Origin of the sequence: Billgrantia zhangzhouensis, from assembly GCF_021404465.1 — a bacterium.
Lineage (GTDB): Bacteria > Pseudomonadota > Gammaproteobacteria > Pseudomonadales > Halomonadaceae > Halomonas > Halomonas zhangzhouensis.
The window spans coordinates 31116-56705 of the sequence record NZ_JABFTT010000018.1 but is presented as its reverse complement, the minus strand read 5'-3'; the positions used below and the strand labels follow the sequence as shown (position 1 = coordinate 56705).

Genomic DNA, 25590 nt, shown 5'->3' with positions numbered 1-25590 from the left:
GAGCCCTGGGCGTGACCCGAGGCATCTGAAAATTGGCTAGAGGCGGAAATAGGCCGCCTGATACGGTGGCAGATGCAACGTGCCACCGCTCACCTCGTACTGGAAGCCATGCTCCTGCAGCGCTTCGCGAATATCGGGCAGGGCGGCGGTCTGTGGCTGTCCGGTGAGATTGAACACGCACAGCAGCTTGTCGCTACCCCGCTGGCGGGTGAAGGCGACCAGCGCTTCGCCCAGTTCATGCAGTTCCATGTCGCCGTCGAACAGCGCGGGGTGCTGGTATCGGAAGCGCAGCAGGCGACGGGTGGCGTTGAGCATCGACTCGGTATCCTCCTCCTGGCGCGCCACCGACAGCGGCAGGTGCGGTTCGGCCACCGGCAGCCACGGTTCGATGGTCGAGAAACCCGCCAGCGGGGTGTCGTCCCAGGGCATCGGGGTGCGGCAGCCGTCGCGGCCCTTGAAGTCGGGCCACAGCGGCAGGCCGTAGGGATCCTGGATGCGCTCGAAGGGCACGTCGGCCTCGGGCAGACCGAGCTCCTCGCCCTGATAGAGACATACGCTGCCGCGCAGCGAGAACAGTAGCGCCAGCGCCACGCGCGGGTAGGCGAAGGCGCACTCCTCGCTGCCCCAGCGGGTGGCACTGCGCACCACGTCGTGGTTGGACAGCGCCCAGCACGGCCAGGCATCGCCGGCGAACTGCTGGAAGCGCTGCAGCACGCCGCGGATGTAGTCCGGCGAGCGCGGCGAGTTGAGCAGGTCGAAGGTATAGGCCATGTGCAGCTTGTCGCCGCCCGAGGTGTACTCGGCCATTCGCTCCAGCGGCGTGTCGTCGCCGATCTCGCCCACCGTGGTGGTACCGGGATACTCGTCCATCAGCGCGCGCAGCTCGCGCAGGAAGTCGACGTTTTCGGGTCGGCTGATGTCGTATACGTGGCGCTGCCAGGTATAGGGGTTCTCCTTGGGCGCACCCATGGTGCGGGTGGCATCGATGGTCAGCGCCGGGTTGCTGCGCAGGTGCTGGTCGTGAAAGTAGAAGTTCACCGTGTCGAGGCGGAAGCCGTCGACGCCCAACTCCAGCCAGAAGCGCATGTTGTCGAGCTGGGCGGCGCGCACCTCGGGATTGTGGAAGTTGAGGTCCGGCTGGCTCGACAGGAAGTTATGCAGGTAGTACTGCTGGCGCCGGCTGTCGAAGGTCCACGCCGGCCCGCCGAAGATCGACAGCCAGTTGTTGGGCGGCGTGCCGTCCGGGTTGGGGTCGGCCCATACATACCACTCGGCCCCCGGGCTGTCGCGGTTCATGCGGCTCTCCTGGAACCAGGGATGCTGGTCCGAGGTGTGGCTGATGACCTGGTCGATGATCACCTTGAGGCCGAGCGCATGGGCGCGTTCCAGCAGTTGCTTGAAATCGTCGAGCGTGCCGAACAGCGGATCGACGCCGCGATAGTCACTGATGTCGTAGCCGAAGTCGCGCATCGGCGAGGTGAAGAAGGGCGACAGCCAGATGCCATCCACGCCGAGCGAGGCAACGTAGTCGAGTCGCTCGGTCACGCCGGGCAGGTCGCCGACACCGTCGCCGTTGCTGTCCATGAAGCTGCGCGGGTAGATCTGGTAGATGACGCCGCCGCGCCACCAGAGAGTGTTGTCTTGCATGGGGTTCCCTTGTTCAAGCCTCGATTGGTGCAGTGTTCGTCAGGTGCGAGTCGGCGTGGACAGTGATGTTCGCACCGGGTTCAGTCTTTCTGGCTCATCCCTTCACGGCGCCGGCTGGCATCTGCAGCGCGGCCAGCTCCAGCAGGGCGACGAACGGCGTGGTCTTCCACACGTCGACCATGATCACCGCCCGCATCGAGTAGCAGGCATCGGCGGGCCAGGCGATGGGGGTATCCTTGTCGGCTTGTTGTAATGGCTGGCTGCACGAACTTGATCGTTTAAGTTCGTGTGGCGCCCAGTTAGCCGTTTCTGCTCGATGAGTTCAACCTAGCCTTTCGGCGAGTCAGTGTGTCCTGGCACTGCATGAGCATAGTCCAGCCAAGTGCTTTCTCATCGGGACGAAATGTTCAGAGTGACAGGAAGAACAGGGTCAAGGGCGGCGACAACAGCGAGAGGATGAAGCCGCTGACCACGGCGATGGGTACACAGGCCACGCCGCCATGTTGTTGAATCACCGGCAGCGTGAAATCCATCGAGGTGGCGCCACCGTAGCCGATGGCCAGCGGCGCGTGGCGCCTGATGAGCAAGGGAATCAGGATGAAGGCAAGCAGTTCTCGGGTGAGGTCGTTGAAGAAAGCCACGCCGCCAAGCACCGGCCCCAACTGATCGCCCACCAGGATCGCCGAAAGCGAATACCAGCCGAAGCCGGATGCCAGCGCCAGGCCCTCGTTCCAGCTCAGTGCCAGCAGGGGGGCAGCGAGTAGACCGCCGATAAGGGAACTGATCGCCAGGGTCGTGGCAATGGCCAGTCCGTGACGGTTGAGCAGGATCTGCTTCAGCGGCATGCCCGAGTTGCGGAGCTGGCAGCCGATCAGTGCCAGCAGCACATAGAGCACCCATTCGGCCCATTGCTCGGCATGCTGGAAGATGACATCGCCTCCCAGCCAGGCGAGTGCGAGCCCGAGCAGTATGCCGCCTGCCACCACGGCCACCAGGGAGAGCGAGCCGAGCAATGCCGCCAGCTTGGTGGTGGGGGCGTCCTTCACCACCGGTGATGAGCCCATGCGCAGCCCCAGGCGACGTGACAACCACCACAGGGCGGCGAGATTGCAGGCGGTGATCGCCGCGAACAGCTGCATGGCCTGTCCGCCCATGCGCGACAATTCGCGGCTGAGTTCGTCGAGCCCCGCCAGGCCGATGCCCATCAGCAGCAGGATGACGTAGACCGAGGCATTGACGCCACGGTTGATGACGCTCATCACGCCGGCATGGCGTACCGGTACCAGATAACCCAGCAGCAGCGGCAGCAGTACGATCAAAAGCCCCGAGAGCATCGCGGTTCCTTCGTTGAGCCGCCCAGGCCAGGGCGGCGAAAACCGCTAACTCTACCAGCGATTGGCTCGTTGTGCTGTGTCAGCGCCGTCAATTGGCGCTCAGCGGCCCTCAGAGGTCAGCGAAGTGAGGGTGAGACGACTCTTGCGTTCGCCGTCGCGGTGGTAATCCACCGCCAGCAGCAGCCCCGGATACTGCGGATGGAAGTAGAACAGCATCTTGCGCTCGGGGGTTTCCGGGTCGTTCACTTCGACCTTAATCGCCTCGAACTCTCCGGCAGGCAGGGCCAGCGCTTGCGTGCCCAGCGATCGGAAGTCAAGCGTCTCCTCGCGACCACGGTGGTCCTGATAGACGAGGCGACAGACAGTGCCTTGGCAGTCACCGTTCAAGGCGCGGCGCGAGAGTTCGATCAGCGCTGCCTGACGGTCGGGTAGTCCGGAAAGCTCACTGCTGCCCAGGCGGTAGTTGCCGCCCACGCCCAACAGCGAGTAGCCGCTGGAGTAGTTCACCGAGCGCACACCCTCCGGGGTGACGATGAAGCGGCTGCTTTCGTTGCCGCGGGCCACGGTAATCGCGGCCTGCATGCGGCTCTGCCAGTGTCCGCTCTCACGGCTCAAGCGATGATCGATGGTGGCGTTGGGCCAGCCCTTCACCTCCAGCCGATAGCTGGCATTGAAGGGCTGCAGGATGGCTTGGGGCTCCGGCACCTCCGCCGACGCCATGGCGGGGAGCCAGGCCAGCAGCAGCAGGTAAGTGAGGCGGTCAAGAGCGTGTCGGGGTCGGTTCATGGCGAAGCACCGCTTGACTGAGAGGCGACAGTCCCTGTGAGCCCCGGCCGTGCGTATCGGTTCCCCAGTGCACGATGGTTTCTTGGTTGCTCTTGGTCAGGGGGCCTCATGCGGAGCCGCAGAAACCATGACGCCGATCAGTGTTTTCACCGACGAACGTTCCTGCGGACTCAAGGTTTTCCGTGCCCGGCCGAAGTAGCGTTGGGCCGACGGATATCACAACAACAACGGCATGCTACGCCAGCCACGTCACGACCTTCGATATCACTGAGTTCGGCAGGGTTCCTCACATGCAGAATCTTCTTCACCGCATCCCGGTGTCGCGCAAGTTCATGCTGGCGCTGGCACTTCCCCTTTGCATCATCGTCTGGCTGGCCGGTGTCGGCATCATGGAGCGGCAACGCCTGGCCAATGACATGCAGCAGGTCGAGCGCTTCACCGAACTGTCCGCCCAGCTGGGTGGCCTGGTGCATGAGCTCCAGGTCGAGCGCGGCCTCTCGGCCGGCTTCCTCGGTAGCCGGGGAGAGAACTTCGGCGGTCGACTCGTTGCCCAGCGCACCAGCGTCGACGAACGACTGGCGACCTACCGTACCGCTTGGCAGGAGATAGACCACGGCGGTGACCCCGAGATCGGCGAACGGCTGGAGGAGGTGGAGACGCTGTTGGCCGGGATTGCCGACATGCGGCGCGAGGTCGATGCCCTGGGCATCTCGGATCTGGATGCGCTCGAGTACTATACCGAGATCAACTCGTATCTGGCTGAGGTCGTAGGCCGGCTGAACGCGCTCGGTAACGCCGGCTCGTTGACCCGTAGCCTGGGGGCCTACTACGCCCTGCTGGAGATCAAGGAAACCGCCGGCATCGAGCGCGCGCTGCTGGCCAGTGCCTTTGCCGCCAATCGCATGTCGTCGGATGTCTACTACCGCTTCCTGAGGCTGCTAGGGGAGGAAGAGGCGTTCGAAGAGAGCTTCACGGTACTGGCCGATGCCGACATGGCGGCACGTTACCGTGCCGCCACCGTGGAACACGAGGCGCATGGCAGCCTGTACATGATGCGCCAGATTGCCATGCGCCAGGGCATTGATGGGGGTTATGGCGTTCGCTCCGAACGCTGGTTCGAAGCCCAGACCGGCAAGCTCGAGCGTCTGCGCGAGGTCGAACTTGCCCTGGCCGAGGACGTGAAAACACAGGCCACTGCGCAGGCCAGGGAAGCGCGGCTGGGTCTCTGGACATTCGCCGGTTTGGCAGCATTGGCCATGGCGGTGTCAGTGCTCCTCTCCTTCGTGCTGGTGCGCACCATGGTGGTGCCGCTGCGCCGAGCCCTGGGCCAGATCGAAGCGCGCGGCGGCGATCTCACTCAGCGATTGGCCGAGTCGGGCAGCGATGAACTGTCTCAGCTCTATCGCGCCTTCAACACCTCGACCGCCGACATGGAAGCGCTGGTGGCTGCGATCCAGCAGGGCGCGCGCGGTGTCGGTTCGGCCAGCGGCGAGATCGCCCAGGGCAACGAGGACCTGGCGAGCCGTACCGAAGAGCAGTCCTCCTCGCTGGTGGAAACTGCCACCAGCATAGAGCAGATGACTTCCACCGTGCGTCAATCAGCCGACAATGCGCGCCAGGCCAGTGCCATGAGCGAGCAGGCCGTCACCCAGGCCGAACAGGCCAGCCGGGTCGCCGAGGAAGCGCGCCAGGCCATGCGGCAGATCTTCGAGGCCAACCGCCAGGTCACTGCCATCGTTGAGGCGATCGACGGCATTGCCTTCCAGACCAATCTGCTGGCCCTCAATGCTTCAGTGGAAGCGGCCAGGGCCGGCGAGCATGGCCGTGGCTTCGCCGTGGTTGCTGATGAGGTGCGTAAGCTGGCCAGCCGCAGCGCCGAAGAGGCCGAACACATTCGTCAATTGATCGACAATACCACTCGGCGCGTGGAAGCCGGCAATGGGTTGGTGGGACAGACCTCGGAAGCGCTCACGGCGATTTCGCGTGACGTGCGCCAGTCCGCCGATCTGGTGGCGGAGATCGCGTCGGCCAGCGATGAGCAGTCGGCGGGTATCGAGCAGATCAACCAGGCCGTGGCTCAGCTCGAGGCCACCACCCAGCAGAATGCGGCGCTGGTCGAGCAGGTCGCCACCGCGAGCCGTTCGCTGGATGACCAGGCCGGGGAAATGACCAGACTGATCGCCCGCTTTCAGGTCGGTGAGCATCTCGAGCAGCTTGAGCGGGACGGAACCGACGCCGCCAGGCTCGAGCAACATCCCGTGGAACGCCGGCTGCTGCCGGCTTGAACGAAACAACCAGAATGGGCCAATAGAAGCCCGTCCAAGAACCGAGTCGAAAGCGCCAGGCGTGCTTTCGGCTCTCCCCGTATTACGACTAAGTAATAGACGAATCCAAGGAAGCAAAGACGATGCGCAACTGGGCGACGAGTACCAAGCTATGGGCGACGTTGGGCTTGATGTGGGTAGGGATGTTGGTGCTGGTGGGGTGGACCGCCTATGACAAGCGTGAGGGCTTGTTGAATGAGCGGATCGCGAGCCTCGAGCATTTCGTCGGCAGCGCACGGGACATGGTGGCGAGCCTTGCCTCACGCGCCGAGCGCGGTGAACTGACACAAGCGGAAGCCCAGGCCAGGGCCATCGAAAGCCTGGCGAACTTGAGCTTCGGTGAGGATGGTTACATTTTCGCCTTCGACAGTGACATTCGCATCGTGGCTCATCCCCGTCGCGCCTTGGGCGATTCCATGCGCGACTTCCAGGATAAGAGCGGGCTGTACCTTTATCGGGAGCTCAAGGCAATGGCGGACCGCAATCCGCAGACGGGCGGTTTCGTCGGCTACATGTCCCAGCGCAGCCAGGCCGGCTCCGAAGAAGTGCCCAAGATGAGCTACGTGCAGCGGGTGCCCGGTTGGAATTGGGACCTGGCAGCGGGCGTCTACATGGATGACATCAACGCTGCCTTCTGGGTGAGCCTGATCGAGTTGGGGCTGCTGCTGCTTGGCATCGGTATCCTGCTGACCCTTGCCATGGGTTGGATCATTCGTGACGTGCTCAGGAGTCTAGGTGGTGAGCCGCACCATGCCCAGGAGGTAGTGCGGCGAATCGCGAACGGCGACCTGACCCAGGCGCTGACGCTCAAGGCCGGCGATCAGTCCAGTCTTCTGGCGGGTATCGAGAGCATGCGTCAGCGTCTCGTGTCCTCGCTGGTCAACGTGCATGGCGGCACCGAGCGGATCAATGCCGGCGTCGATCAGATCGTGATGGGCAACCAAGATCTTTCGGCACGTACGGAGCAGCAGGCCGCGTCGATCGAGGAGACCGCGGCCAGTATGGAGCAGCTGACGCAGACGGTGAGTCAGAACGCCGAGAACGCCAATGTAGCCAACCAACTGGCCCTGGAGGCCAGGCAAACGGCGCACCAGGGCGGGGAGATGATGGCGAACGTGGTCGCCACGATGCAAGGGATCGCGCAGAGCGCCGGACGCGTAAAAGACATCATTGAGGTCATTGACTCGATTGCCTTCCAGACCAGCATTCTGGCGCTCAATGCTTCCGTGGAAGCGGCGCGTGCCGGTGAGCAGGGCAGAGGATTCGCCGTGGTGGCGGGTGAGGTGCGTACCCTGGCCAGTCGCAGCGCCGAGGCTTCGCGTGAGATTCGGACTTTGATCGAGTCGTCCCACCAGCAGGTCGGTCAGGGAGCGGAGCTCGTCGAAAGAACGGGCAGCACCATCCGTGAGGTCGTCACAGCTGTCACCCGGGTTACCGATCTGATGGAGGAGATCGCCTCGGCGTCGGGCGAACAGCGCATCGGCATCGAGCAGGTCAACACCGCGGTCGGCCAGATGGATCAGGTGACTCAGCAGAATGCTGCCCTAGTGGAGCGGGCGGCCGACGAGGCGGCGACGCTTCGTCAGCAAGTGGAATCGCTGGTGAAAGAGGTCATGTGGTTCCGCATCGAAGCGCCGCAGCAAGGCGTCGCCGCCGCGCCAGCCTGGCAGTCCGCTCTGGTGCACGATCCGCGTCCGCAGGCCGAGATCGCCTGACCCCCTCCTCCTTCCTCTGACCTGGGCGCGTGCCGCGGCCACGCGACACGCGCCCGTTCAATAACCCGCTTTGGGGTCTACGGTATCGAGCTCTTCGCCGGCCTCGAAGGCGCGGATCGCTTCTGCCACCTGATCGACGGCCTCGCCCAGTGGTGTCGGGCCGGCCATGTGCGGTGTCACCCAGATGCGCGGATGCCGCCATAGCGGGCTGTCGGCGGGCAGCGGCTCCCCGGGGAAGGCATCGAGGATGGCGCCACGCAGTCGGCCTTCCTGCTCGCCTTCTCCCAGCGCTTCGAGCAGTGCCGCCTCGTCGATCAGGCTGCCGCGGCCGGGGTTGATCAAATTGGCTCCCTCGGGCAGAGCGGCCAGTGCTTTGGCATCGATGATGTGACGAGTCGAATTCGTGCCCGGCAGCAGCAGCACCAAGGTGCGCACCTGGCCGAGCAGTTCGGTCAGGCCTTCGCCGCCATGATGACAGGTGATGCCATCGAGCGACTTGGGCGAACGGCTCCAGCCATGCACGGGGAAACCATCGGCGGCGATCATGGCCGCCACCTTGGCGCCGATGGCGCCGAGGCCCAGTACACCCACCGGCCAGTCGCGCTTGTCGGTGACGGTGTGCTCATGCCATTCGCGTTGGGTCTGCTGGCGTTGGTAGCGATCGAAGTCGCGTTGGAAATGAAGTATGCCGTAGCGCACGTAGTCGCCGATCAGCTCACCCATGCCGGCATCGCGCAGCTTGACGATAGGCACGTCTCGGGGGAGGGCGGGATTGCTCAGCAGGGCGTCGACGCCGGCGCCCAGGTTGACGATTCCCTTGAGACGGGTCTGTTCGGCGAGCAGTGTCTCGGGCGGTTTCCATGCCGCCAGGTAATCCGCGTCCCGGCGCTTGTCGGAGGGATCGGCGGCGGTGACGATCTCGGCACCGGGAAGGCGTTGGACCAGGGCGTCGCGCCAAGCCTCGATGTCGTTGATATGCAGCAGTATGCGCATGGCGGCTCCTGTCGTTGGCGAATGTTCGGCACTCAGCGTATCAATAGACGATCTGCATCATGGGTGGGGGGGCCTCGTCGAGCAACACGGCCAGGCGCTTGAGACCTTCCTCGAGGCGGGCAATGTCCTGTTCGGCGCCGAGGCTCACGCGGATGCGTCGTGGCGGTGGGGTCTGTTCCACCATGAACGGCACCGCCGTAGTGATCGCCAGTCCCTCCTGTTCGGCCTGCTGCTGCAACTCCTCGGCGCGCCAGGCGTCGGGCAGCGATATCCATACGTGCAGGCTGGTGGGGCGCGACTCCAGCGCGTGGTGTCCCAGCAGGCGCCGGGTGAGCTGCTGACGTTCGCCGATCAGCGTACGCTGTTCGGCGGCCATGGCTTCGACGGTGCCGTCGGCCAGCCAGCGATCGGCGATCTCGAAGACCAGCGGGGTCGCCATCCAGGTGGTGGCTCGCATGCGTGGCAGCACATGATGCAACTGCCCGCGCGGTACGGTGAGATAGCCGGCGCGCAGTCCCGGCACGGTCACCTTGGTCAGGCTGGTGACGTGGAAGCTGAGCTGCGGAATACGTGACGCGACCGGCGTGAAGCCCGGCGCCTCCAGCAGCGCATGAACGTCATCCTCTATCAGCCACATTCGGTGACGAGCCAGCACCTCGGCTACGGCATCGCGGCGGGCCTCGCTCATGGTCGCCCCGGTGGGGTTCAGTTGGGTTGGGGTCAGGTAGAGTGCGCGCGGCTTGAAACGCTGGCAGGCCAGCTCGAGGGCCTCGGGTATCAGGCCTTCGGCGTCGATGGCGATGCCGCGCAATTGAAAACCCAAGGTGCGCGACAGGGCGATCAGACCGTGGTCGGTCAGTGCCTCGGTCAACACCAGGTCCCCGTGTTGCACCACGCTGGAAATTGCCAGCATCAGGCCATGCGCGGCCCCGTTGCAGAGAACGCGATCGTCCATCTCGCCAGGCACGTGGAGGCGGGACTGGAGCCAGGCGCTGGCACGCTCGCGCTGGTGAGCGAGCCCGGCGATCGGGCGGCAGGCGCTGATCACTTCGGGGCTGGCCTGCTCGGCCAGTTCCGCCAAGGTCTGGCGAAAGCGCAGGTGATGGCTGGGCGGACAGACCGGATGAGCGATCGAAAGATCGATGAGCGGGCTCTCGTGACGGGGCTCATGGCCGCGCAGATAAGCCGACTCCTTGGCATCGTCCAGTGCATTGATCCAGGTGCCGCTGCCTACCCGGGCCTGTACCAGGCCCATTTTCTCGGCCTGGGCATAGGCGCGCGAGACGGTCTGCACGCTCACGCCCAGACTCTCGGCGAGTTGACGATGAGGAGGCAGGCGCGTGCCGGGCACGAGTTCTCCCTGGCGCACCGCTTCCGACAGCGCGCGAGCGATGGCCAGGTACTTGGGCCCCGTATCCGAGAGATACGGAGTCAGATCAATTGTCATGATTCAATAAAGCCTTTGACCGCCAACCAAGGGGTGGTGCTACTATCAGCATAGCGGCATTGACCCGACATTGTCATGCTTTTGCCTAGGTGAAATCAGGACAATTCGACGCTGGTTCCTCCTGCCGGCAATGACCGACTACCCGATGGCCCGGTCCTCTTCCTCGCGGAAGCAGGGCCGGTTCTTGGTGATGCTTTTGGCGAGTGCCCAATGACTCAGGTATCCCTGTCCTTCACTCGTGAGGAATACGCAAGCCGCCTATGGAAGGTGCGGGCCGAAATGGCCAGTCGGGGGATCGATGTACTGGTGATCAGCGATCCCTCCAACATGGCCTGGCTGACCGGTTACGATGGCTGGTCGTTCTATGTTCACCAGTGCGTGCTGGTGGGGCTCGAGGGGGAGCCGGTGTGGTACGGGCGTCGCATGGACGCCAACGGGGCACTGCGCACCTGCTGGATCGATCCCGACAATATCACCTACTACCCCGACTACTACGTTCAGAATCCGGACATGCACCCGATGGACTACCTGGCCCAGTCGATCATGCCCGATCGCGGCTGGCACCAGGGGGTGGTGGGGCTGGAGATGGACAACTATTACTTCTCGGCCAAGGCTTACCAGAGTTTGCTGCGCGAACTCCCGCATGCCCGCTTCATGGACGCCAACTCGCTGGTGAACTGGTGCCGCGCGATCAAGTCGCCGCAGGAAATTTCCTACATGCGCATCGCCGGCAAGATCGTCGAGGGCATGCATTCGCGCATTCTCGAGGTGATCGAGCCGGGGCTGCCCAAGAGCAAGCTGGTCTCCGAAATCTACCGCGTCGGTATCGAGGGCTGCGTCGACGAGCATGGCAAGGTGTATGGCGGCGACTATCCCGCCATCGTGCCGATGCTGCCCACCGGCAAGGATGCCGCCGCCCCGCACCTGACCTGGGACGACACGCCCTTCCGCGAGGGCGAGGGCACCTTCTTCGAGATCGCCGGCGTGTTCAAACGCTATCACGCACCGATGTCGCGTACCGTGTTCCTCGGCCGCCCCCCCAAGGACTTCGTGCGTGCCGAATCGGCCCTGCTTGAAGGGATCGAGAACGGCCTGGCCGTGGCCAAGCCTGGCAACCGCACCGCCGACATCGCCATGGCGCTGGGCGCGGCGATGGACAAGTACGGCTTCGACCGTGGCGGTGCGCGCTGCGGCTACCCCATCGGTATCAGTTACCCGCCGGACTGGGGCGAGCGCACCATGAGCCTGCGCCCCTCCGACGAGACCATCCTGGAGCCGGGCATGACCTTCCACTTCATGCCCGGCCTGTGGCAGGACGACTGGGGTCTCGAGATCACCGAAAGCATTCTGATTACCGAAACCGGCTGCGAGACGCTGGCCAGCTTCCCACGCCAGTTGTTCGTGCGGTGAGAAGCAAGCGACAACTGCTAGGTTTTGTACGAAAAGTCGGCGAGCGATGGCCAGACAAGGCAAAAATCGGCGAAAAGACGGAGTTTACGGGGTGTAAATGAGTACTTTGAGCCGATTTTTAACGCCGTATGGGCGAGCGCAGACAGTTTTCGTACAGAGCCTAGAGCGAGGGCGCCGGGGACAAGCTGAAAAAGGAAAATAGGCTTGTTGCCGGAATAGCCCCGAGCAGTTGCCCATAGCACAAGGAGTTCCAGGAAAATGACCAAACGACCCAGCCCGATCAGCGCTACCGTCGATTTCGATGCCGATGGCGTCCAGCACGGTTTCCTCAAGCTGCCGATTTCCACCGACGAATCGGCCTGGGGCGCGGTAATGATCCCCGTCACCGTGGTCAAGAACGGCGAGGGCCCTACCGCGCTGCTCACCGGCGGTAACCATGGCGACGAATACGAGGGCATCACCGCGTTGATGAAGCTTTCGAGCGAGCTTCGCGCCGAGCAGGTGCGTGGCCGCGTGATCATCGTGCCGATGATGAACATGCCGGCGGCCATGGCCGGCAAGCGGACTTCGCCGATGGATGGCGGCAACCTCAACCGCAGCTTTCCCGGAAACCCCGACGGCACGGTGACCGAAAAGATCGCCGACTTCTTCACCCGGGTCATGGTGCCGATGTGCGATGTGGTGCTCGATCTCCACTCCGGCGGCCGCACGCTGGACATCATCCCCTTCGGCGCGTCACACGTGCTCGACGACCCCGAGCAGCAGCGTCAGGCGCTGGAAGGCGCCAAGGCGTTCGGTGCGCCCTACGCGATGATGATGTTCGAGCTCGACGCTGCCGCACTTTTCGATACCGCGGTAGAGAGCCAGGGCAAGGTCTTCATCGCCACCGAGCTGGGCGGCGGCGGCACCTCGACGCCTGAGAGCCTGGCCATCACCGAGCGTGGTGTGCGCAACTTCCTGATCCACTTCGGCCTCATCGAGGGCGAAGTGGAAATGCCCGCCGAGCCGCAGGTCTATCTCGACATGCCCGATGCCAGCTGCTACGTGCAGAGCGAGCACAGCGGCTTGCTCGAGCTGACCCAGGCACTGGGTGACAAGGTGGAGAAGGGGCAGGTCATCGCCAGGGTCTACGACATGACCCGCTGCGGTGTGGCGCCGGTCGAATACCGCGCCGGCCGCGACGGTATCCTGGCGGCGCGGCGCTTCCCCGCGCTGGTCAACATGGGCGACACCATCGCCGTGATCGCCGACGTCGTCGATACCCTCGGCTGATTTGAACAGCGTGCCAAAAACAAGTGAGAACGATGAAGCTCGATAGATACGACCTGAAGATTCTCGAGATCCTGTCCCGCGATGGACGCATCACCAAGTCGAAGCTGGCCGAGGCGATCAATCTCTCGGTCAGCCCCTGCTGGGAGCGGGTGCGGCGTTTGGAGAAGGCCGGCATCATCGAGGGTTATAGCGCGCGCATCAACCCCGATGCGCTGGTCAAGCGCACGCCGGTGTGGGTGCAGATCGAGCTCAAGCAGCACAACGCCGAGAGCTTCGCTCGCTTCGAGACGCTGGTTCACGACACTCCCGAGGTCACCGAATGCGTAGCCGTGGGCGGCGGGGTCGACTACCTGATGAAGGTCGAAGCCGACTCCGTCGATGCCTACCAGCGCCTCGTCGACGAGTGGTTGACTTCCGAGGTCGGTATCGAGCGCTACTTCACCTATATCGTGACCAAGACGGTCAAGCGCCCCACCTCCGGCCTGGAGCGAGGCGACTTTCTCAGTTGACTCAAGCCGAGGCCGCCCCGCCGGAGACGTGAACTCCGCGCGCAGAAAAAAACGCAACTTAGCCCTGGAGGACAAAAAAAAGCGCACTTGCCCTGCTGGTTAACGAAAAGTCCCACCCCGGATTTGCCCTTACCCTGTACCTATCGAGCAGCCGCCGGCTGCTCATTCGTTTTGCTACAGTCGGCCCGCGAGGTGGGCCCGATGTCAGGGGAGGTGCCCATGAAACTGTCCAACACGCTGGCCTCACGTCTCGACGATCCGCGCCTGTTTCGCGAGCACGCCTACGTGAACGGCAAGTGGACCCACGGCGATGGCGGCCGTGAGGAGACGGTCTTGGATCCCGCCACCGGCGAGGCCATCGGCTACATTCCCTGGCTCGAGGCGCACCAGATCCGTGAAGCGGTGGACGCCGCAGATGCCGCTTTCGCTCACTGGCGGGCGCTGCGTGCCGACGAGCGGGCCGAGCGGCTACTGGCTTGGCACGACCTGCTGCAGGCCAACCGCGAGGATCTCGCCATCATCATGACCCTGGAGCAGGGCAAGCCGCTGCCCGACGCCCGCGGCGAGGTGGAGTACGGCGCCAGCTTCGTGCGCTGGTTCGCCGAAGAGGGCAAGCGCACCTTCGGCGAGACCATTCCCAGCCACATCCCCAACGCCGCCCTGGGCACACTCAAGGAGCCGGTGGGCATCGCCGCGCTGATCACGCCGTGGAACTTCCCGCTGGCGATGATCACCCGCAAGGCCGCCGCCGCCCTAGCCGCCGGCTGCACCGTGGTGGTCAAGCCGGCCGGCGAGACACCGTTCTCGGCGCTGGCGCTGGCCGAGCTGGCCGAGCGCGCCGGGATTCCGGCAGGGGTGTTCAACGTAGTGCTGGGCGAGCCCGCCGAGGTATCGAAGATTCTGTGTGCCGAAGAGCGGGTCAAGGCGCTATCCTTCACCGGTTCCACCCGGGTCGGCCGCTTGCTGCTCGAGCAGAGCGCCCAGACGGTGAAGCGCGTCTCGCTGGAACTCGGCGGCAACGCGCCGTTCATCGTCGGCCCCGACATGGACCCCAAGGAAGCGGCCTTCGCCGCGGTGGCGGCCAAGTTCCAGACCGCGGGGCAGGACTGTCTGGCGGCCAACCGCATCCTGGTACACGAGTCGATCCACGACGAGTTCGTCGCGCACTTCGCCGAGCGCATGGCGGCATTGACCGTAGGCAACGGCATGGAGAGCGAGGTCGACCTGGGGCCACTGATCCATCGCCAGGCGGTGGACAAGGCGGCGGCCATCGTCGACGACGCCATCTCCCGCGGTGCGACCCTGGTGGCCGGCGACCAGACCCGGGCACCGGGAGAGAACTACTTCATGCCCACGCTGCTCACTGGCGTGACGCCGCAGATGAAGGTGTGGCGCGAGGAGAACTTCGCCCCGGTGGCCGGCGTGACCGCCTACCGCGACGACGACGAAGTGATCGAGATGGCCAACGATACCGAGTACGGCCTGGCGGCTTATGTCTATACCCACGATATCCGCCGCATCTGGAAGCTGTTGCGGGCGCTGGAGTACGGCATGGTCAGCGTCAACTCGGTGAAGATGACCGGCCCGCCCGTCCCCTTCGGCGGCGTCAAGCAGTCGGGGCTCGGCCGTGAGGGCGGCATCACCGGGATCGACGAATATCTCGAGACGAAGTATTACTGCTTGGGTGCCTTGGGGTCCGTATCGGGGAGCTAGCTGCGCTTCGGCCTAGCGTTGTTGAACCGCTACCGTGAAATGCTCATGGACAAAAGTCCACTCCGCTTTCCCGGCAGCGCTTCGCCTAGCCAGGCCTTTGCTCGCAGAGCTCCCGGCTCGTCAGCCCAACCTTGAGCAATACAAACGAATTGAACATCTCCTCGCCGCGGCGGGGACCTGAGAGAAGAGAGAGCATCATGAGCCAGCAGCACCGCGATCTGATCGAGCGCGACCGCAAGGTCACCTTCCACGCCTCCACCCACCTGCGCGACTTCGCCCACGGCGACGCGCCGGGCCGGGTGATCACCGGCGGCAAGGGCATCCACATCGTCGACAAGGACGGCCGCGAGTTCATCGACGGCTTTGCCGGGCTGTACTGCGTCAACATCGGCTACGGCCGCACCGAGGTGGCCGAGGCGATCTACCAGCAGGCGCTGGAACTTTCCTACTACCACACCTACGTGGGCCACTCCAACGAGCCGCAGATCGCACTGTCCGAGAAGATCATCGAGCTCGCCGGCCCCGGTATGTCCAAGGTCTACTACGGCCTCGGCGGTAGTGATGCCAACGAGACCCAGCTCAAGATCGTCCGCTACTACAACAACGTGCTGGGCCGCCCGCAGAAGAAGAAGATCATCTCGCGTCAGCGCGGCTATCACGGCTCGGGGCTGGCCACCGGCTCGCTGACCGGCCTCAAGGCATTCCACGATCAGTTCGACCTGCCGCTGGCCGGCATCCTGCACACCGAGGCGCCGTACTACTACCACCGCGCCGCCGAGCAGGAAGGCATGAGCGAGCGTGAGTTCTCCCAGTTCTGCGCGCAGAAGCTGGAGGAGATGATCCTGGCCGAAGGTCCCGATACCGTGGCCGCCTTCATCGGCGAGCCGGTGCTCGGCACCGGCGGCATCGTGCCGCCGCCGGAAGGCTACTGGGAAGCGATCCAGGCGGTGCTGGCCAAGTACGACGTGCTACTGATCGCCGACGAAGTGGTATGCGGCTTCGGCCGTATCGGCGCCGACTTCGGCAGCCACTACTACGGCATCAAGCCCGACCTCATTACGGTCGCCAAGGGCCTGACCAGCGCCTATCAGCCGCTCTCCGGCGTGATCGTCGGCGACCGCGTGTGGAGCGTGCTGGAGCAGGGCACCGGCCAGTACGGCCCCATCGGCCACGGCTGGACCTACTCTGGCCACGCCCTGGGCTGCGCCGCGGCACTGGCCAACCTGGCGATCATTGAGCGTGAGGGGCTGACCCAGAATGCCGCCGAAACCGGCGCCTACCTGCAGGAGCGGATGCAGGCCGCCTTCGGCGATCATCCCATCGTCGGCAACGTGCGCGGCGTGGGCATGCTGGCGGCGCTGGAGTTTGCCGTCGATCCGGCCAAGCGTGCGCACTTCGATGCTGCGCACAAGGTCGGCCCGCGCATCGCCGCGGCGGCGCTGGACGAGAACCTGATCGCCCGGGCCATGCCCCAGGGCGATATCCTTGGCTTCGCGCCGCCGCTGGTGGCGACTCGCGCCGAGGTCGACGAGATCGTCGCCCGGGCCGAGCGCGCGGTGAACAAGGTCACAGACGAGCTGGTCCGCGAGGGCGTGGTCAAGGCCTCCATGTCGGTCGGCTGAACGCGCCTGAGCTGAACGCAATGGCCGCGGGTCTTGCCCGCGGTCATTCCGATTTTTGCCCCTGTGTCGGTGCGCAGACTAGGCTGATGGGCAATGGGTCGCGGCCGGCGCCCTTGGCCACGTGAGAATCCGCGATGACGCAGTTCGAGCACGGCATTTCCCTCGCTTCCATCTATCAGGCTCGCCGCCGCATCGCCGGCCAGGCGGTACGGACCCCGCTGGTCCGCTCTCACGCACTCTCCGAGCGCTTCGACGCCGACATTCTGCTCAAGCTCGAAACCCAGCAGCCCAGCGGCGCCTTCAAGCTGCGCGGTGCCGTCAACATGATCGCCGCGCTGATCGAGCGTCACGGTCGCGATGCCTTGGAAGCCGGCGTGGTCACCGCCTCTACCGGCAACCACGGGCGTGCCGTGGCCTTTGCCGCCTCCAGGCTCGGCATTGCCGCGACGATTTGCCTGTCGCGGCTGGTACCGGCCAACAAGGTGGCGGCCATCGAGGCGCTGGGCGTCGAGGCCAAGCGCGTGGGCGAGAGCCAGGACGCGGCCTTCGGCGAGGTCGAGCAACTGGTGCGCGAGCGAGGCATGACGCTGATTCCCCCCTTCGACGATCCCTTGATCGTGGCCGGGCAGGGCACCATCGGGCTGGAGCTGATGGAGGATGCGCCGGACCTCGACCGGGTCATCGTCGGGCTCTCCGGCGGCGGGCTGCTCGGCGGCATCGGTGCGGCGGTAAAGGCCATTCGCCCCGAGACCCGCATCACCGGCGTCAGCCTCTCCCACGGTGCGGCCATGTGGGAGAGTCTTCAGGCGGGGCAGCCCGTGGTGGTGGAGGAGGTCGCGAGCCTGGCCGATTCGCTGGGTGGCGGTATTGGCCTCGACAATCGCTGCACGTTCAGTCTGGTACGCGAGGTGATGGACGGCCATTACCAGGTCTCGGAAGTCGCCATCGCCCATGCCATGGTCGACATCCTCGAGCACGAGAAGCTGCTGGTGGAAGGAGCCGCGGCGGTGGGGCTTGCCGCCCTGGCCGAGCATGGCATCCAGGTGCGCGGCCAGCGGGTGGCGCTGATTCTTTCCGGCAACGGCGTGGCGCTGGAGACGCTGGATCGGGCGCGCGCCATGTGTGGGCGCTGATGTGATCAGTGACGAACCAGGAGGAAGGGATGAAGCTCTATCAGCGTGACGAGATCGAGGCGGTGGTGGGTATCGACGACGAGGCGCTGCGCCAGGTAGAGGCGGGGTTCGCCGCCCTGGGGCGCGGCGAGGTGGTGCAGCCGCCGATCCTGTCGATGGCCATGGAGGAGTTCAATAGCGAGGTCGACGTCAAGACGGCCCATATCAAGGACTGGAAGCGCTACGCGATCAAGGTCAGCAGCGGCGCCTTCGACAACCCCAAGCGCGGCCTGCCGAGCCTGAGCGGTTTGATGATGCTGTTCTCCGCCGAAACCGGCCAGGTCGAGGCGGTGTTGTTCGACGAGGGTTACCTGACCATGGTGCGTACCGCCCTGGCCGGGGCGATTGCGGCCAAGCACCTGTCGCGGAGGGACAGCTGCCGGGTCGGTGTGATCGGCGCCGGCGAGCAGGCGCGACGCCAGGTAGAGGCGTTGCGCCTGGTGCGCAATATCGACACCCTCGATGTGTGGGCACGCCGCCGTGAAAGTGCCGAGACCTACGCCGAGGAGATGCGCAGCCAGGGCCTCACCGTCACCGTGCGCGACAGCGTGCACGACGCCTGCCAGCAGGCCGATATCATCGTCACCGCCACGCCGTCGCGGGAGCCGATGTTGCACGCCAGCGACCTGCCCGAGGGCGTGCATGTCACCGCCATGGGTTCGGACAGCCCCGACAAGCGCGAACTCGACGAATCGGTGCTGACCCGTGCCGACGTCTGCGTCTGCGATACCCGCGCCCAGAGCGAGCACAACGGCGAACTCAAGGTTTTCGCCAATGAGAAGCGTGAGCCGCCGTTCAAGGTGCATGAGCTGGGGTGGGTGATCGAGCGGGGCGAGAACCTGCGGGTGTCGGATGCCGCCATCACGCTCTGCGACCTGACCGGTACCGGCGTGCAGGACACCGCCATCGCCAACTTTGCCCTGTCTCGGCTGGCCGGGTAATGCGCTATCGCATCCTACGCGCCGACCCTGCCGTCTACGCGCATCTGCGCAATCCCTGGGGCATCGAGCCGGACCTGACCGTGACCGATCTGGAGGCGCTTTTCGAACGCCTGAGCTGAGATCATTCGCGCTGCCGGTACGCCTCGACCAGCCGGTAGCGTTCGTGCTCTTCGTAGAAGCTGGGGTCGTCGAACAGGTCGGGCTGGCTGTCGTCGAACATCATCTCCAGCGACAGCGGGCTGGTCTGGGTCATTGGCTCGAAGTGAGCATGACCCTGCAACAGGTCGGACACGTGGCGGCGGCGATACAGCGCATAGGCGCCGAGCAGGGCCAGCACCGCGGCGATATAGAGCGGCAGCGCCTGGGGGCCCAGAGCGCCCATCAGAATGCCGGCGAGAATCGGGGCCAGGGCGCTGCCTGCCCCTTGGGTCACCAGCATGTCGGCCGAGGCCGCGACTACCTCTTCGGGATGCAACTGGTCGATCAACTGCGCCACCGCCAGCGGATAGATGGCGAACGAGAAGCCGCCCCACAGGAAGAACAGCCCCATCAGCGCCGTCTGGTTGGGCGCGAAGGGCATCAGTGCCGCCAGTGCGGCGGCGACGATCACCACCCAGGTCATCACCTGCGAGCGATCGTGCTTGTCGGAGAAGCGGCCGATGGGCAACTGCAGCAGCGCCCCGCCCAGGATCGTCACGCTCATCAACATGCCCACGTCGGCGGCGCTCCAGCCCAACTGGCGTGCGTACAGTGGCGCCATGCCCCAAAAGGCACCCATGGCCAGTCCCGACAGTACCGAGGCAGCGACACACAGAGGGGCGAACCCAAGCAGCGCCTTGAGACTGCTCTTGGCGTTTTCCGGCACCGTAGGCTGCTGGCGCCGGGTCATGGTGATCGGCAGCAGCGCCCAACTGATCAGGATGGCCGTGACGGCGAAAAGCAGGAACCCGCCGGGGGTGTCCAGGCGCAGGATCTGTTGGGCGGCGGCGATCGCCCCCAAGTTGACCAGCATGTAAGTGGCAAAGACCCGGCCGCGCTCGTGGCTCGCGGCCTGCCCGTTGAGCCAGCTCTCGATCACCGTCATCAAGGTCACGAAGGCCAGGCCGTAGAAGAAGCGCAGCACGATCCACACCCAGGGATCGACGAAGATGATGTGCAGCAGTGCTCCTGAAGCGCACAGTGCGGCGCAGAAGGCGAAGGCGCGGATGTGCCCGGCACGGCGAATCAGCCGGCTGCTGACCCAGGTACCGCAGGTGAAGCCGACGAAGTAAGCCGACATGATCACGCCCACCACGGTTGACGAGAAGCCTTCGTCGGTCCCGCGCAGGGTCAGCAGGGTGTTGATGAGGCCGTTGCCGAGCAGCAGCAGGGCGACGCTCCAGAGGATCGAACGGACCGGTTGCAGCATGGCCAACATGTTGTCTCCTTGTTTCGCGTCTCTAGTGACAGCGCTCAGCAAGGCCGCAGCAGTATCACCGCCAGCGGCGGCAGCGTCAGCTCGAGGCTTGCCGGCTGGCCGTGCAGCGGCTCTTCGACGGCTTCGCGCCGTCCCAAATTGCCTATGTTCGAACCGCCGTAGCACTCGGCGTCACTGTTGAAGATTTCCTCCCACTCGCCGCTCTGCGGTATCCCGACCCGGTAGTTCTCACGCGGCATCGGAGTCATGTTGGCTACCAGCAGCAGTGGTTCACCCTTGGTGTCGCAGCGCAGCCAGGCAAAGACGCTATTGGTGTGGTCGTTGCCGATGACCCAGACGAAGCCGCAGGGATCGCAGTCGCTCTGGTGCAGCGCGGGCAACTCGCGATAGAGCCGGTTGAGATCGCCCACCAGCAGGCGCACGCCGGCATGGCGCGGCTCGTCGAGCAGCCCCCAATCGAGTTCGCGATCGTGATCCCACTCCCGCCACTGGCCGAATTCGCAGCCCATGAACAGCAGCTTCTTGCCGGGCTGGGTCCATAGCGTGGCGAGATAGGCGCGCAGGTTGGCGAACTTCTGCCATTCGTCGCCGGGCATCTTGTCGAGCAGTGCGCGCTTGCCGTGGACCACCTCGTCGTGGGAGATCGGCAGCACGAAGCGCTCCGCGTAGGCGTAGACCTGGGGGAACGTCATGTTGTGGTGGCCATGGCAGCGGTAGATCGGGTCTTCCGCCATGTAGCTCAGGGTGTCGTGCATCCAGCCCAGGTTCCATTTGTAGGCGAAGCCGAGCCCATCTTCGTTCACCGTCCGGGTCACGCCAGGCCAGGCGGTCGACTCCTCGGCGATGACCGCCGTGCCGGGTACCTCCTCGGCCACCACCCGGTTGAGATGGCGCAGGAAGTCCAGCGCCTCGAGGTTCTCGTGGCCGCCATGGCGATTGGGAATCCATTCGCCGTCGCGCCTGGAGTAGTTGCGGTAGAGCATCGAGGCCACCGCGTCCACGCGCAGTGCGTCGACGTGGTAGTGCTTGAGCCAGTGCAGCGCCGACGAGAGCAGGAAGCCGTGTACCTCGCGGCGTCCGAAATTGTAGATGTAGGTGTTCCAGTCCTGATGGAAGCCCTCGAAGGGATGCGCGTACTCGTACAGCGCGGTACCGTCGAAGCGCGCCAGGCCGTGGGCGTCGGTGGGGAAGTGTGCCGGCACCCAGTCGAGGATCACGCCGAGCCCCGCCCGATGGCAGGCGTCGACGAAAGCGGCGAAATCGGCCGGCGAGCCATGGCGCGCGGTGGGAGCGAACAGGCCCAGCGGCTGATAGCCCCAGGAACCGCCGAAGGGGTGCTCCATGATCGGCAGTAGCTCGACGTGGGTGAAGCCCATCTCCAGCACGTAGGGAATCAGCTGCTCGGCCAGCTCCTGCCAGCTGTACAGCTCGCCCACGTTGCCGCCGTGCTTGCGCCACGAGGCGGCATGCACTTCGTAGATCGAGATCGGACGATCGGGAGCTAGCGTGTCGGCGCGTCGGGCGAGCCAGGCCTCGTCGTGCCAGGCGAAGCCTTCGATGTCGGCCACTTTCGACGCGGTACCGGGCGGCAGTTCGCTGGCCAGGGCCACCGGATCGGCCTTGTGGATTACCTGATCGTGGGCATCCACCAACTCGTACTTGTAGGACTCGCCCGGTTGCAGGCGCGGTACGAACAGTTCCCATACGCCGGCCTGGTGACGCAGGCGCATGGGGTGGCGGCGGCCGTCCCAGCCGTTGAAGGCGCCGATCACCGAGACGCGCCGGGCGTTGGGCGCCCACACGGCGAAGCGCACCCCCGCCACGCCGTCGACCTTCATGGGTTGGGCACCCAGGCAGCGGCCGAGATCGCGATGGGTGCCCTCGCCGATCAGGTGCAGGTCGATGTTGCCGAGCAGCAGGCCAAAGGCGTAGGGATCCTCGGTCTCGTGCATGCCGTCGGGCCAATGGAGGCGCAGTCGATAGGGGAAGGCCTCGTCCAGCACGATGACGAACAGGCCCGGAGTCGAGCGCTCGGTCGGCTCACCTCGCCAGCGACCGCTGTCGCGCTCGAGCACTTCCACGGCCTGTACGCCGGGCGCGTAGACCCGCAATGCGTAGCCATCGCCCTGGGCGTGCAGGCCGAGTACGGCGAAGGGATCGGGGTGACGACCGCGGGCCAGGGCCTCTGTGTCGGCTGGGGGCAGGTCGGCCGCGATAGGGGCGGCTTGTCGTTCTCTGTCCTTCAGTTCCGTCATAGCCTGTTTCCGTAAAGCGTGAAGGTCGGCATTCATGGCGCCTGCTCGAGTTCGAACAGCGTCAGCGAACGCCCGACCATGGCATGGTCCTCGCCAAAGTCTCTCAAGGTGTTCTCCGGCACTGAGCTGCGGCTGGTATCAAGCCGGCACACCCAGCCGATGCCCCGCGGTACTTCGGGCAGGCGGAAGGCGATTGGCTCGGGGTGAGCGTTGAACAGGATCAGCAGTGAACGGTCATCACCGGCACGACGGATGCCCGAGGGGCGCGCGCGACCGTCCAGCAATAGGCCGAGGCTGCGTGCCTCCGGGTCTTCCCAGCGTGCCACGTTCATCTCGCTGCCGTCGGGAGCGAGCCAGGTCACTTCCTTGAGTCCCATCTCCTCGTTGTACTCGCCGGAGAGAAAGCGGCCGCGGCGCAGGATGGGATAGCGTAGGCGCAGTTGGATCAGCCGGCGCAGGTACTCGATCGTGTCGTGGGCGTCGCCCTCGAGATTCCAGTCGAGCCAGCTGATTTCGTTGTCCTGGCAGTAGGCGTTGTTGTTGCCGCGCTGGGTGCGCAGCAGTTCGTCGCCGGCCAGCAGCATCGGTGTGCCCTGGGAGAGCAGCAGCGTGGCCAGGAAATTGCGGATCTGGCGCAGGCGCAGCGAGTGGATGGCGGGATCCTCGGTGGGCCCCTCCTCGCCGTGGTTCCACGACAGGTTATGGTCGTGACCGTCGCGGTTGTCTTCGCCGTTGGCCTCATTGTGCTTGTCGTCATAGGCGACCAGATCATGCAGCGTGAAACCGTCGTGGGCGGTGACGAAATTGACCGAGGCGAAGGGGCGGCGCCCGCGACGATCGAACAGGTCTGCCGAGCTCATCAGGCGGGAGGCGAACTCCGCCAGTTGGCCTTCGTCGCCGCGCCAGAAGGCACGGCTGGTGTCGCGGAAGCGGTCGTTCCATTCCGCCCAGCCGGGCGGAAAGCCGCCGACCTGATAGCCGCCGGGGCCGCAGTCCCAGGGCTCGGCGATCAGCTTGACCTGACTGAGCACCGGATCCTGGCGGCACGAATCGAGAAAGCCGCCACCCTCGTCGAAGCCGTGGGGCTCGCGGCCGAGAATGGTCGCCAGGTCGAAGCGGAAGCCGTCGACACGCATCTCGGTGGCCCAGTAGCGCAGCGAGTCGGTCACCATCTGCAGCACCCGCGGGTGGCTCAGGTTGAGCGTATTGCCGGTACCGGTGTCGTCGATGTAGTAGCGCGGCTCGTCGGGCAGCAGCCGGTAGTAGGAGGCGTTGTCGATACCCTTGTGCGAGAGGGTTGGGCCGAGTTCGTTGCCTTCGGCGGTATGGTTGTAGACCACGTCGAGGATTATCTCGAGATCCGCGGCATGGTAGCGGGCCACCATCTGCTTGAATTCGTTGATGTTGTCGCCCGAGAGATAGCGCGAATGGGGGGCGCAGAAGCCCAGGGTGTTGTAGCCCCAGTAGTTGCGCAGTCCGCGCTCGAGCAGGTGCTGGTCGTCGACGAAGGCGTGGATCGGCAGCAGTTCCACCGATGACACGCCGAGCGAGCGGATGTAGCCGACCACTTCGTTAACCATCAGCCCCGAGAAGGTGCCGCGCAGCGCCTCGGGCACCGCCGGATGGCGCATGGTGTAGCCACGCACATGGGTTTCGTAGATCACGGTACGCTCCCAGGGTTGCTGAATGCCGTGGGAACGTCCCCAGGTGAAGGCGGGATCGATCACCCGGCAGCGCGGCATGAAGGGGGCGCTGTCGCGGGTATCGAAGCTGAGATCGCCGTCGGGATGGCCGATGGTGTAGCCGAACAGCGCCTCGTCCCAGGTCAGCTCGCCCACCAGTTGTTTGGCGTAGGGGTCGAGCAGCAGCTTGTGCGGGTTGAAGCGGTGCCCCGCTTCGGGGTCGTAAGGGCCGTGGACCCGGTAGCCGTAGTGTTGGCCCGGGCGTGCATCGGGCAGGTAGCCGTGCCACACCTCGTCGGTATACTCGGGCAGTTCGATGCGTTCCACTTCCCGCGTGCCGCTCTCGTCGAACAGGCACAGCTCGACCTTGGTGGCATGGGCCGTGAACAGGGCGAAGTTCACGCCCAGGCCATCCCAGGTCGCTCCCAGCGGGAACGGCGAACCCTCGCGCACGCGTGAGTGCCGGATCACGCCGGGAAGTTCATCGATCGCCACGGCGGTATCGTTCTGTTGCGGCGTTTGCCTGGTGTCCATCGGTTTTCATCCATGAAACTGAGGGGCGCATCTTGCCCCGGTACTTATGGCCCGGTACTTATGGCCTGGCTTTAGGCTCCGGTCTCATCCCTTGGGCTTCGTGCGGCTGGATCGACCCGACGATTTGCCCGCCTTGGACTTGGGCTTGGATGAGGATGAGGCTGCCTTGGCGCTGCTGGCCGTCTTGCCCCGCACCTGGGAAGTGTCGGTGGCGTCCGGCTGGGTCAGCCCGTCGTCGCTGCGGCGTGGCTGGCGGGTACGTTTGGCGGTGGCGGACTCCGGCGGTAGCGGCTCCATCGGTCCTGGCCCGGGGTCGGGGGAAGTGGCCGGTGCATCCGGTCCGCCGCGGTTGGCGACGTCCTGGTCCTGGGCGCCCGTTGTGGTGGCCTGTTCCGCGGGCAGCGGGCGGGTCGAGGCCGCGGTGGGTTCAGGCTCGTCCGGGGCCAGGCCGGGGCTACCGCGATCCTGTACCGGCTCGTCGCGTGCCACGTCGCGGTCGTCGCGATAGGGCAGTTCATCGAAATCGGGCTCGCCATCGGGTGGCTCCAGAGGTAGACGATTTTCCTGGATGCCGATCTCGTCGTCCTCCAATGGCAGGTCATCTTCGAGGATGGGCGGCTCGTCCACCGGCTCGCCGACTTCTTCGAGTTCCGCGTCGATACCTCCTTCCTCCTCGGCGATGACGATCCGTAGTGCCATGTCCCAGTGACGCTGCTGCTGTCCCTCGGGGCGGCCCTCCGATTCCCAGATCTTGTAGGCCAGATTCCGTACGCGCTCTTCGTTAGCCATCCTAGCTCTCCTCTTGCCTCTGACTGTC

General features: G+C 65.1%; 18 protein-coding genes and 1 pseudogene. 9 read left to right on the top strand and 10 right to left on the bottom strand.

Annotated elements, in window-relative coordinates:
• Positions 1-36: 36 nt before the first annotated feature.
• From HOP51_RS19330 to HOP51_RS19315, 4 genes and pseudogenes are all read right to left on the bottom strand, one after another.
• On the bottom strand, positions 37-1647 hold the full coding sequence (locus HOP51_RS19330; RefSeq protein ID WP_234275515.1) for an alpha-glucosidase: 1611 nt from the start codon (positions 1645-1647) through the stop codon (positions 37-39).
• A gap of 118 nt (positions 1648-1765) precedes the next feature.
• Positions 1766-1882: pseudogene (locus tag HOP51_RS19325) on the bottom strand (sugar ABC transporter permease); the annotation flags it as partial.
• 172 nt (positions 1883-2054) lie between these two features.
• The gene (locus HOP51_RS19320) at positions 2055-2981 is read right to left on the bottom strand and encodes a lysine exporter LysO family protein (protein WP_234275514.1); all 927 of its coding nucleotides are present in this window, start codon (positions 2979-2981) and stop codon (positions 2055-2057) included.
• Between the two features lie 99 nt (positions 2982-3080).
• On the bottom strand, positions 3081-3767 hold the full coding sequence (locus HOP51_RS19315) for a hypothetical protein (RefSeq protein WP_234275513.1): 687 nt from the start codon (positions 3765-3767) through the stop codon (positions 3081-3083).
• 290 nt (positions 3768-4057) lie between these two features.
• Here HOP51_RS19315 and HOP51_RS19310 point away from each other — a divergent pair, with 290 nt between their 5' ends.
• Positions 4058-6052, top strand: coding sequence for a methyl-accepting chemotaxis protein (locus HOP51_RS19310; RefSeq protein ID WP_234275512.1), 1995 nt, complete (start codon positions 4058-4060; stop codon positions 6050-6052).
• Between the two features lie 122 nt (positions 6053-6174).
• A complete protein-coding gene (locus HOP51_RS19305) occupies positions 6175-7806 on the top strand; it encodes a methyl-accepting chemotaxis protein (protein ID WP_234275511.1) in 1632 nt (543 codons plus the stop codon).
• 57 nt (positions 7807-7863) lie between these two features.
• Here the strand turns inward: HOP51_RS19305 and HOP51_RS19300 are convergent, their stop codons facing one another.
• Both HOP51_RS19300 and ehuR read right to left on the bottom strand, forming a co-directional pair.
• The gene (locus HOP51_RS19300) at positions 7864-8799 is read right to left on the bottom strand and encodes a 2-hydroxyacid dehydrogenase (protein WP_234275510.1); all 936 of its coding nucleotides are present in this window, start codon (positions 8797-8799) and stop codon (positions 7864-7866) included.
• Positions 8800-8839: 40 nt separating this feature from the next.
• Complete coding sequence (gene ehuR, locus HOP51_RS19295) at positions 8840-10246, bottom strand: MocR-like ectoine utilization transcription factor EhuR (protein ID WP_234275509.1); 1407 nt, start codon at positions 10244-10246, stop codon at positions 8840-8842.
• A gap of 210 nt (positions 10247-10456) precedes the next feature.
• On the opposite strand from ehuR, the gene doeA reads away from it, so the two are divergent.
• From doeA to HOP51_RS19260, 7 genes are all read left to right on the top strand, one after another.
• The gene (doeA, locus tag HOP51_RS19290) at positions 10457-11656 is read left to right on the top strand and encodes an ectoine hydrolase DoeA (protein ID WP_234275508.1); all 1200 of its coding nucleotides are present in this window, start codon (positions 10457-10459) and stop codon (positions 11654-11656) included.
• A gap of 258 nt (positions 11657-11914) precedes the next feature.
• Positions 11915-12928, top strand: coding sequence for a N(2)-acetyl-L-2,4-diaminobutanoate deacetylase DoeB (gene doeB, locus HOP51_RS19285; protein ID WP_234275507.1), 1014 nt, complete (start codon positions 11915-11917; stop codon positions 12926-12928).
• A 32-nt stretch (positions 12929-12960) separates the two neighbouring features.
• The gene (locus tag HOP51_RS19280) at positions 12961-13437 is read left to right on the top strand and encodes an Lrp/AsnC family transcriptional regulator (protein WP_234275506.1); all 477 of its coding nucleotides are present in this window, start codon (positions 12961-12963) and stop codon (positions 13435-13437) included.
• A 219-nt stretch (positions 13438-13656) separates the two neighbouring features.
• Complete coding sequence (locus HOP51_RS19275) at positions 13657-15150, top strand: NAD-dependent succinate-semialdehyde dehydrogenase (RefSeq protein WP_234275505.1); 1494 nt, start codon at positions 13657-13659, stop codon at positions 15148-15150.
• A gap of 197 nt (positions 15151-15347) precedes the next feature.
• Positions 15348-16772, top strand: coding sequence for an aminotransferase (locus tag HOP51_RS19270; protein ID WP_234275504.1), 1425 nt, complete (start codon positions 15348-15350; stop codon positions 16770-16772).
• 134 nt (positions 16773-16906) lie between these two features.
• Complete coding sequence (eutB, locus tag HOP51_RS19265) at positions 16907-17905, top strand: hydroxyectoine utilization dehydratase EutB (RefSeq protein ID WP_234275503.1); 999 nt, start codon at positions 16907-16909, stop codon at positions 17903-17905.
• Between the two features lie 29 nt (positions 17906-17934).
• Positions 17935-18885, top strand: coding sequence for a cyclodeaminase (locus HOP51_RS19260; RefSeq protein WP_234275502.1), 951 nt, complete (start codon positions 17935-17937; stop codon positions 18883-18885).
• Between the two features lie 121 nt (positions 18886-19006).
• Here HOP51_RS19260 and HOP51_RS19255 read toward each other — a convergent pair whose 3' ends face one another.
• From HOP51_RS19255 to HOP51_RS19240, 4 genes are all read right to left on the bottom strand, one after another.
• A complete protein-coding gene (locus tag HOP51_RS19255) occupies positions 19007-20302 on the bottom strand; it encodes an MFS transporter (RefSeq protein ID WP_234275501.1) in 1296 nt (431 codons plus the stop codon).
• 35 nt (positions 20303-20337) lie between these two features.
• Positions 20338-22557, bottom strand: coding sequence for a 1,4-alpha-glucan branching protein GlgB (gene glgB / locus HOP51_RS19250; protein WP_234275500.1), 2220 nt, complete (start codon positions 22555-22557; stop codon positions 20338-20340).
• Positions 22558-22589: 32 nt separating this feature from the next.
• Entirely contained in the window at positions 22590-24773 is a 2184-nt protein-coding gene (gene glgX, locus HOP51_RS19245) for a glycogen debranching protein GlgX (protein ID WP_234275499.1), read from the bottom strand.
• Positions 24774-24857: 84 nt separating this feature from the next.
• On the bottom strand, positions 24858-25562 hold the full coding sequence (locus tag HOP51_RS19240; protein WP_234275498.1) for a DUF2934 domain-containing protein: 705 nt from the start codon (positions 25560-25562) through the stop codon (positions 24858-24860).
• Positions 25563-25590: the final 28 nt, after the last annotated feature.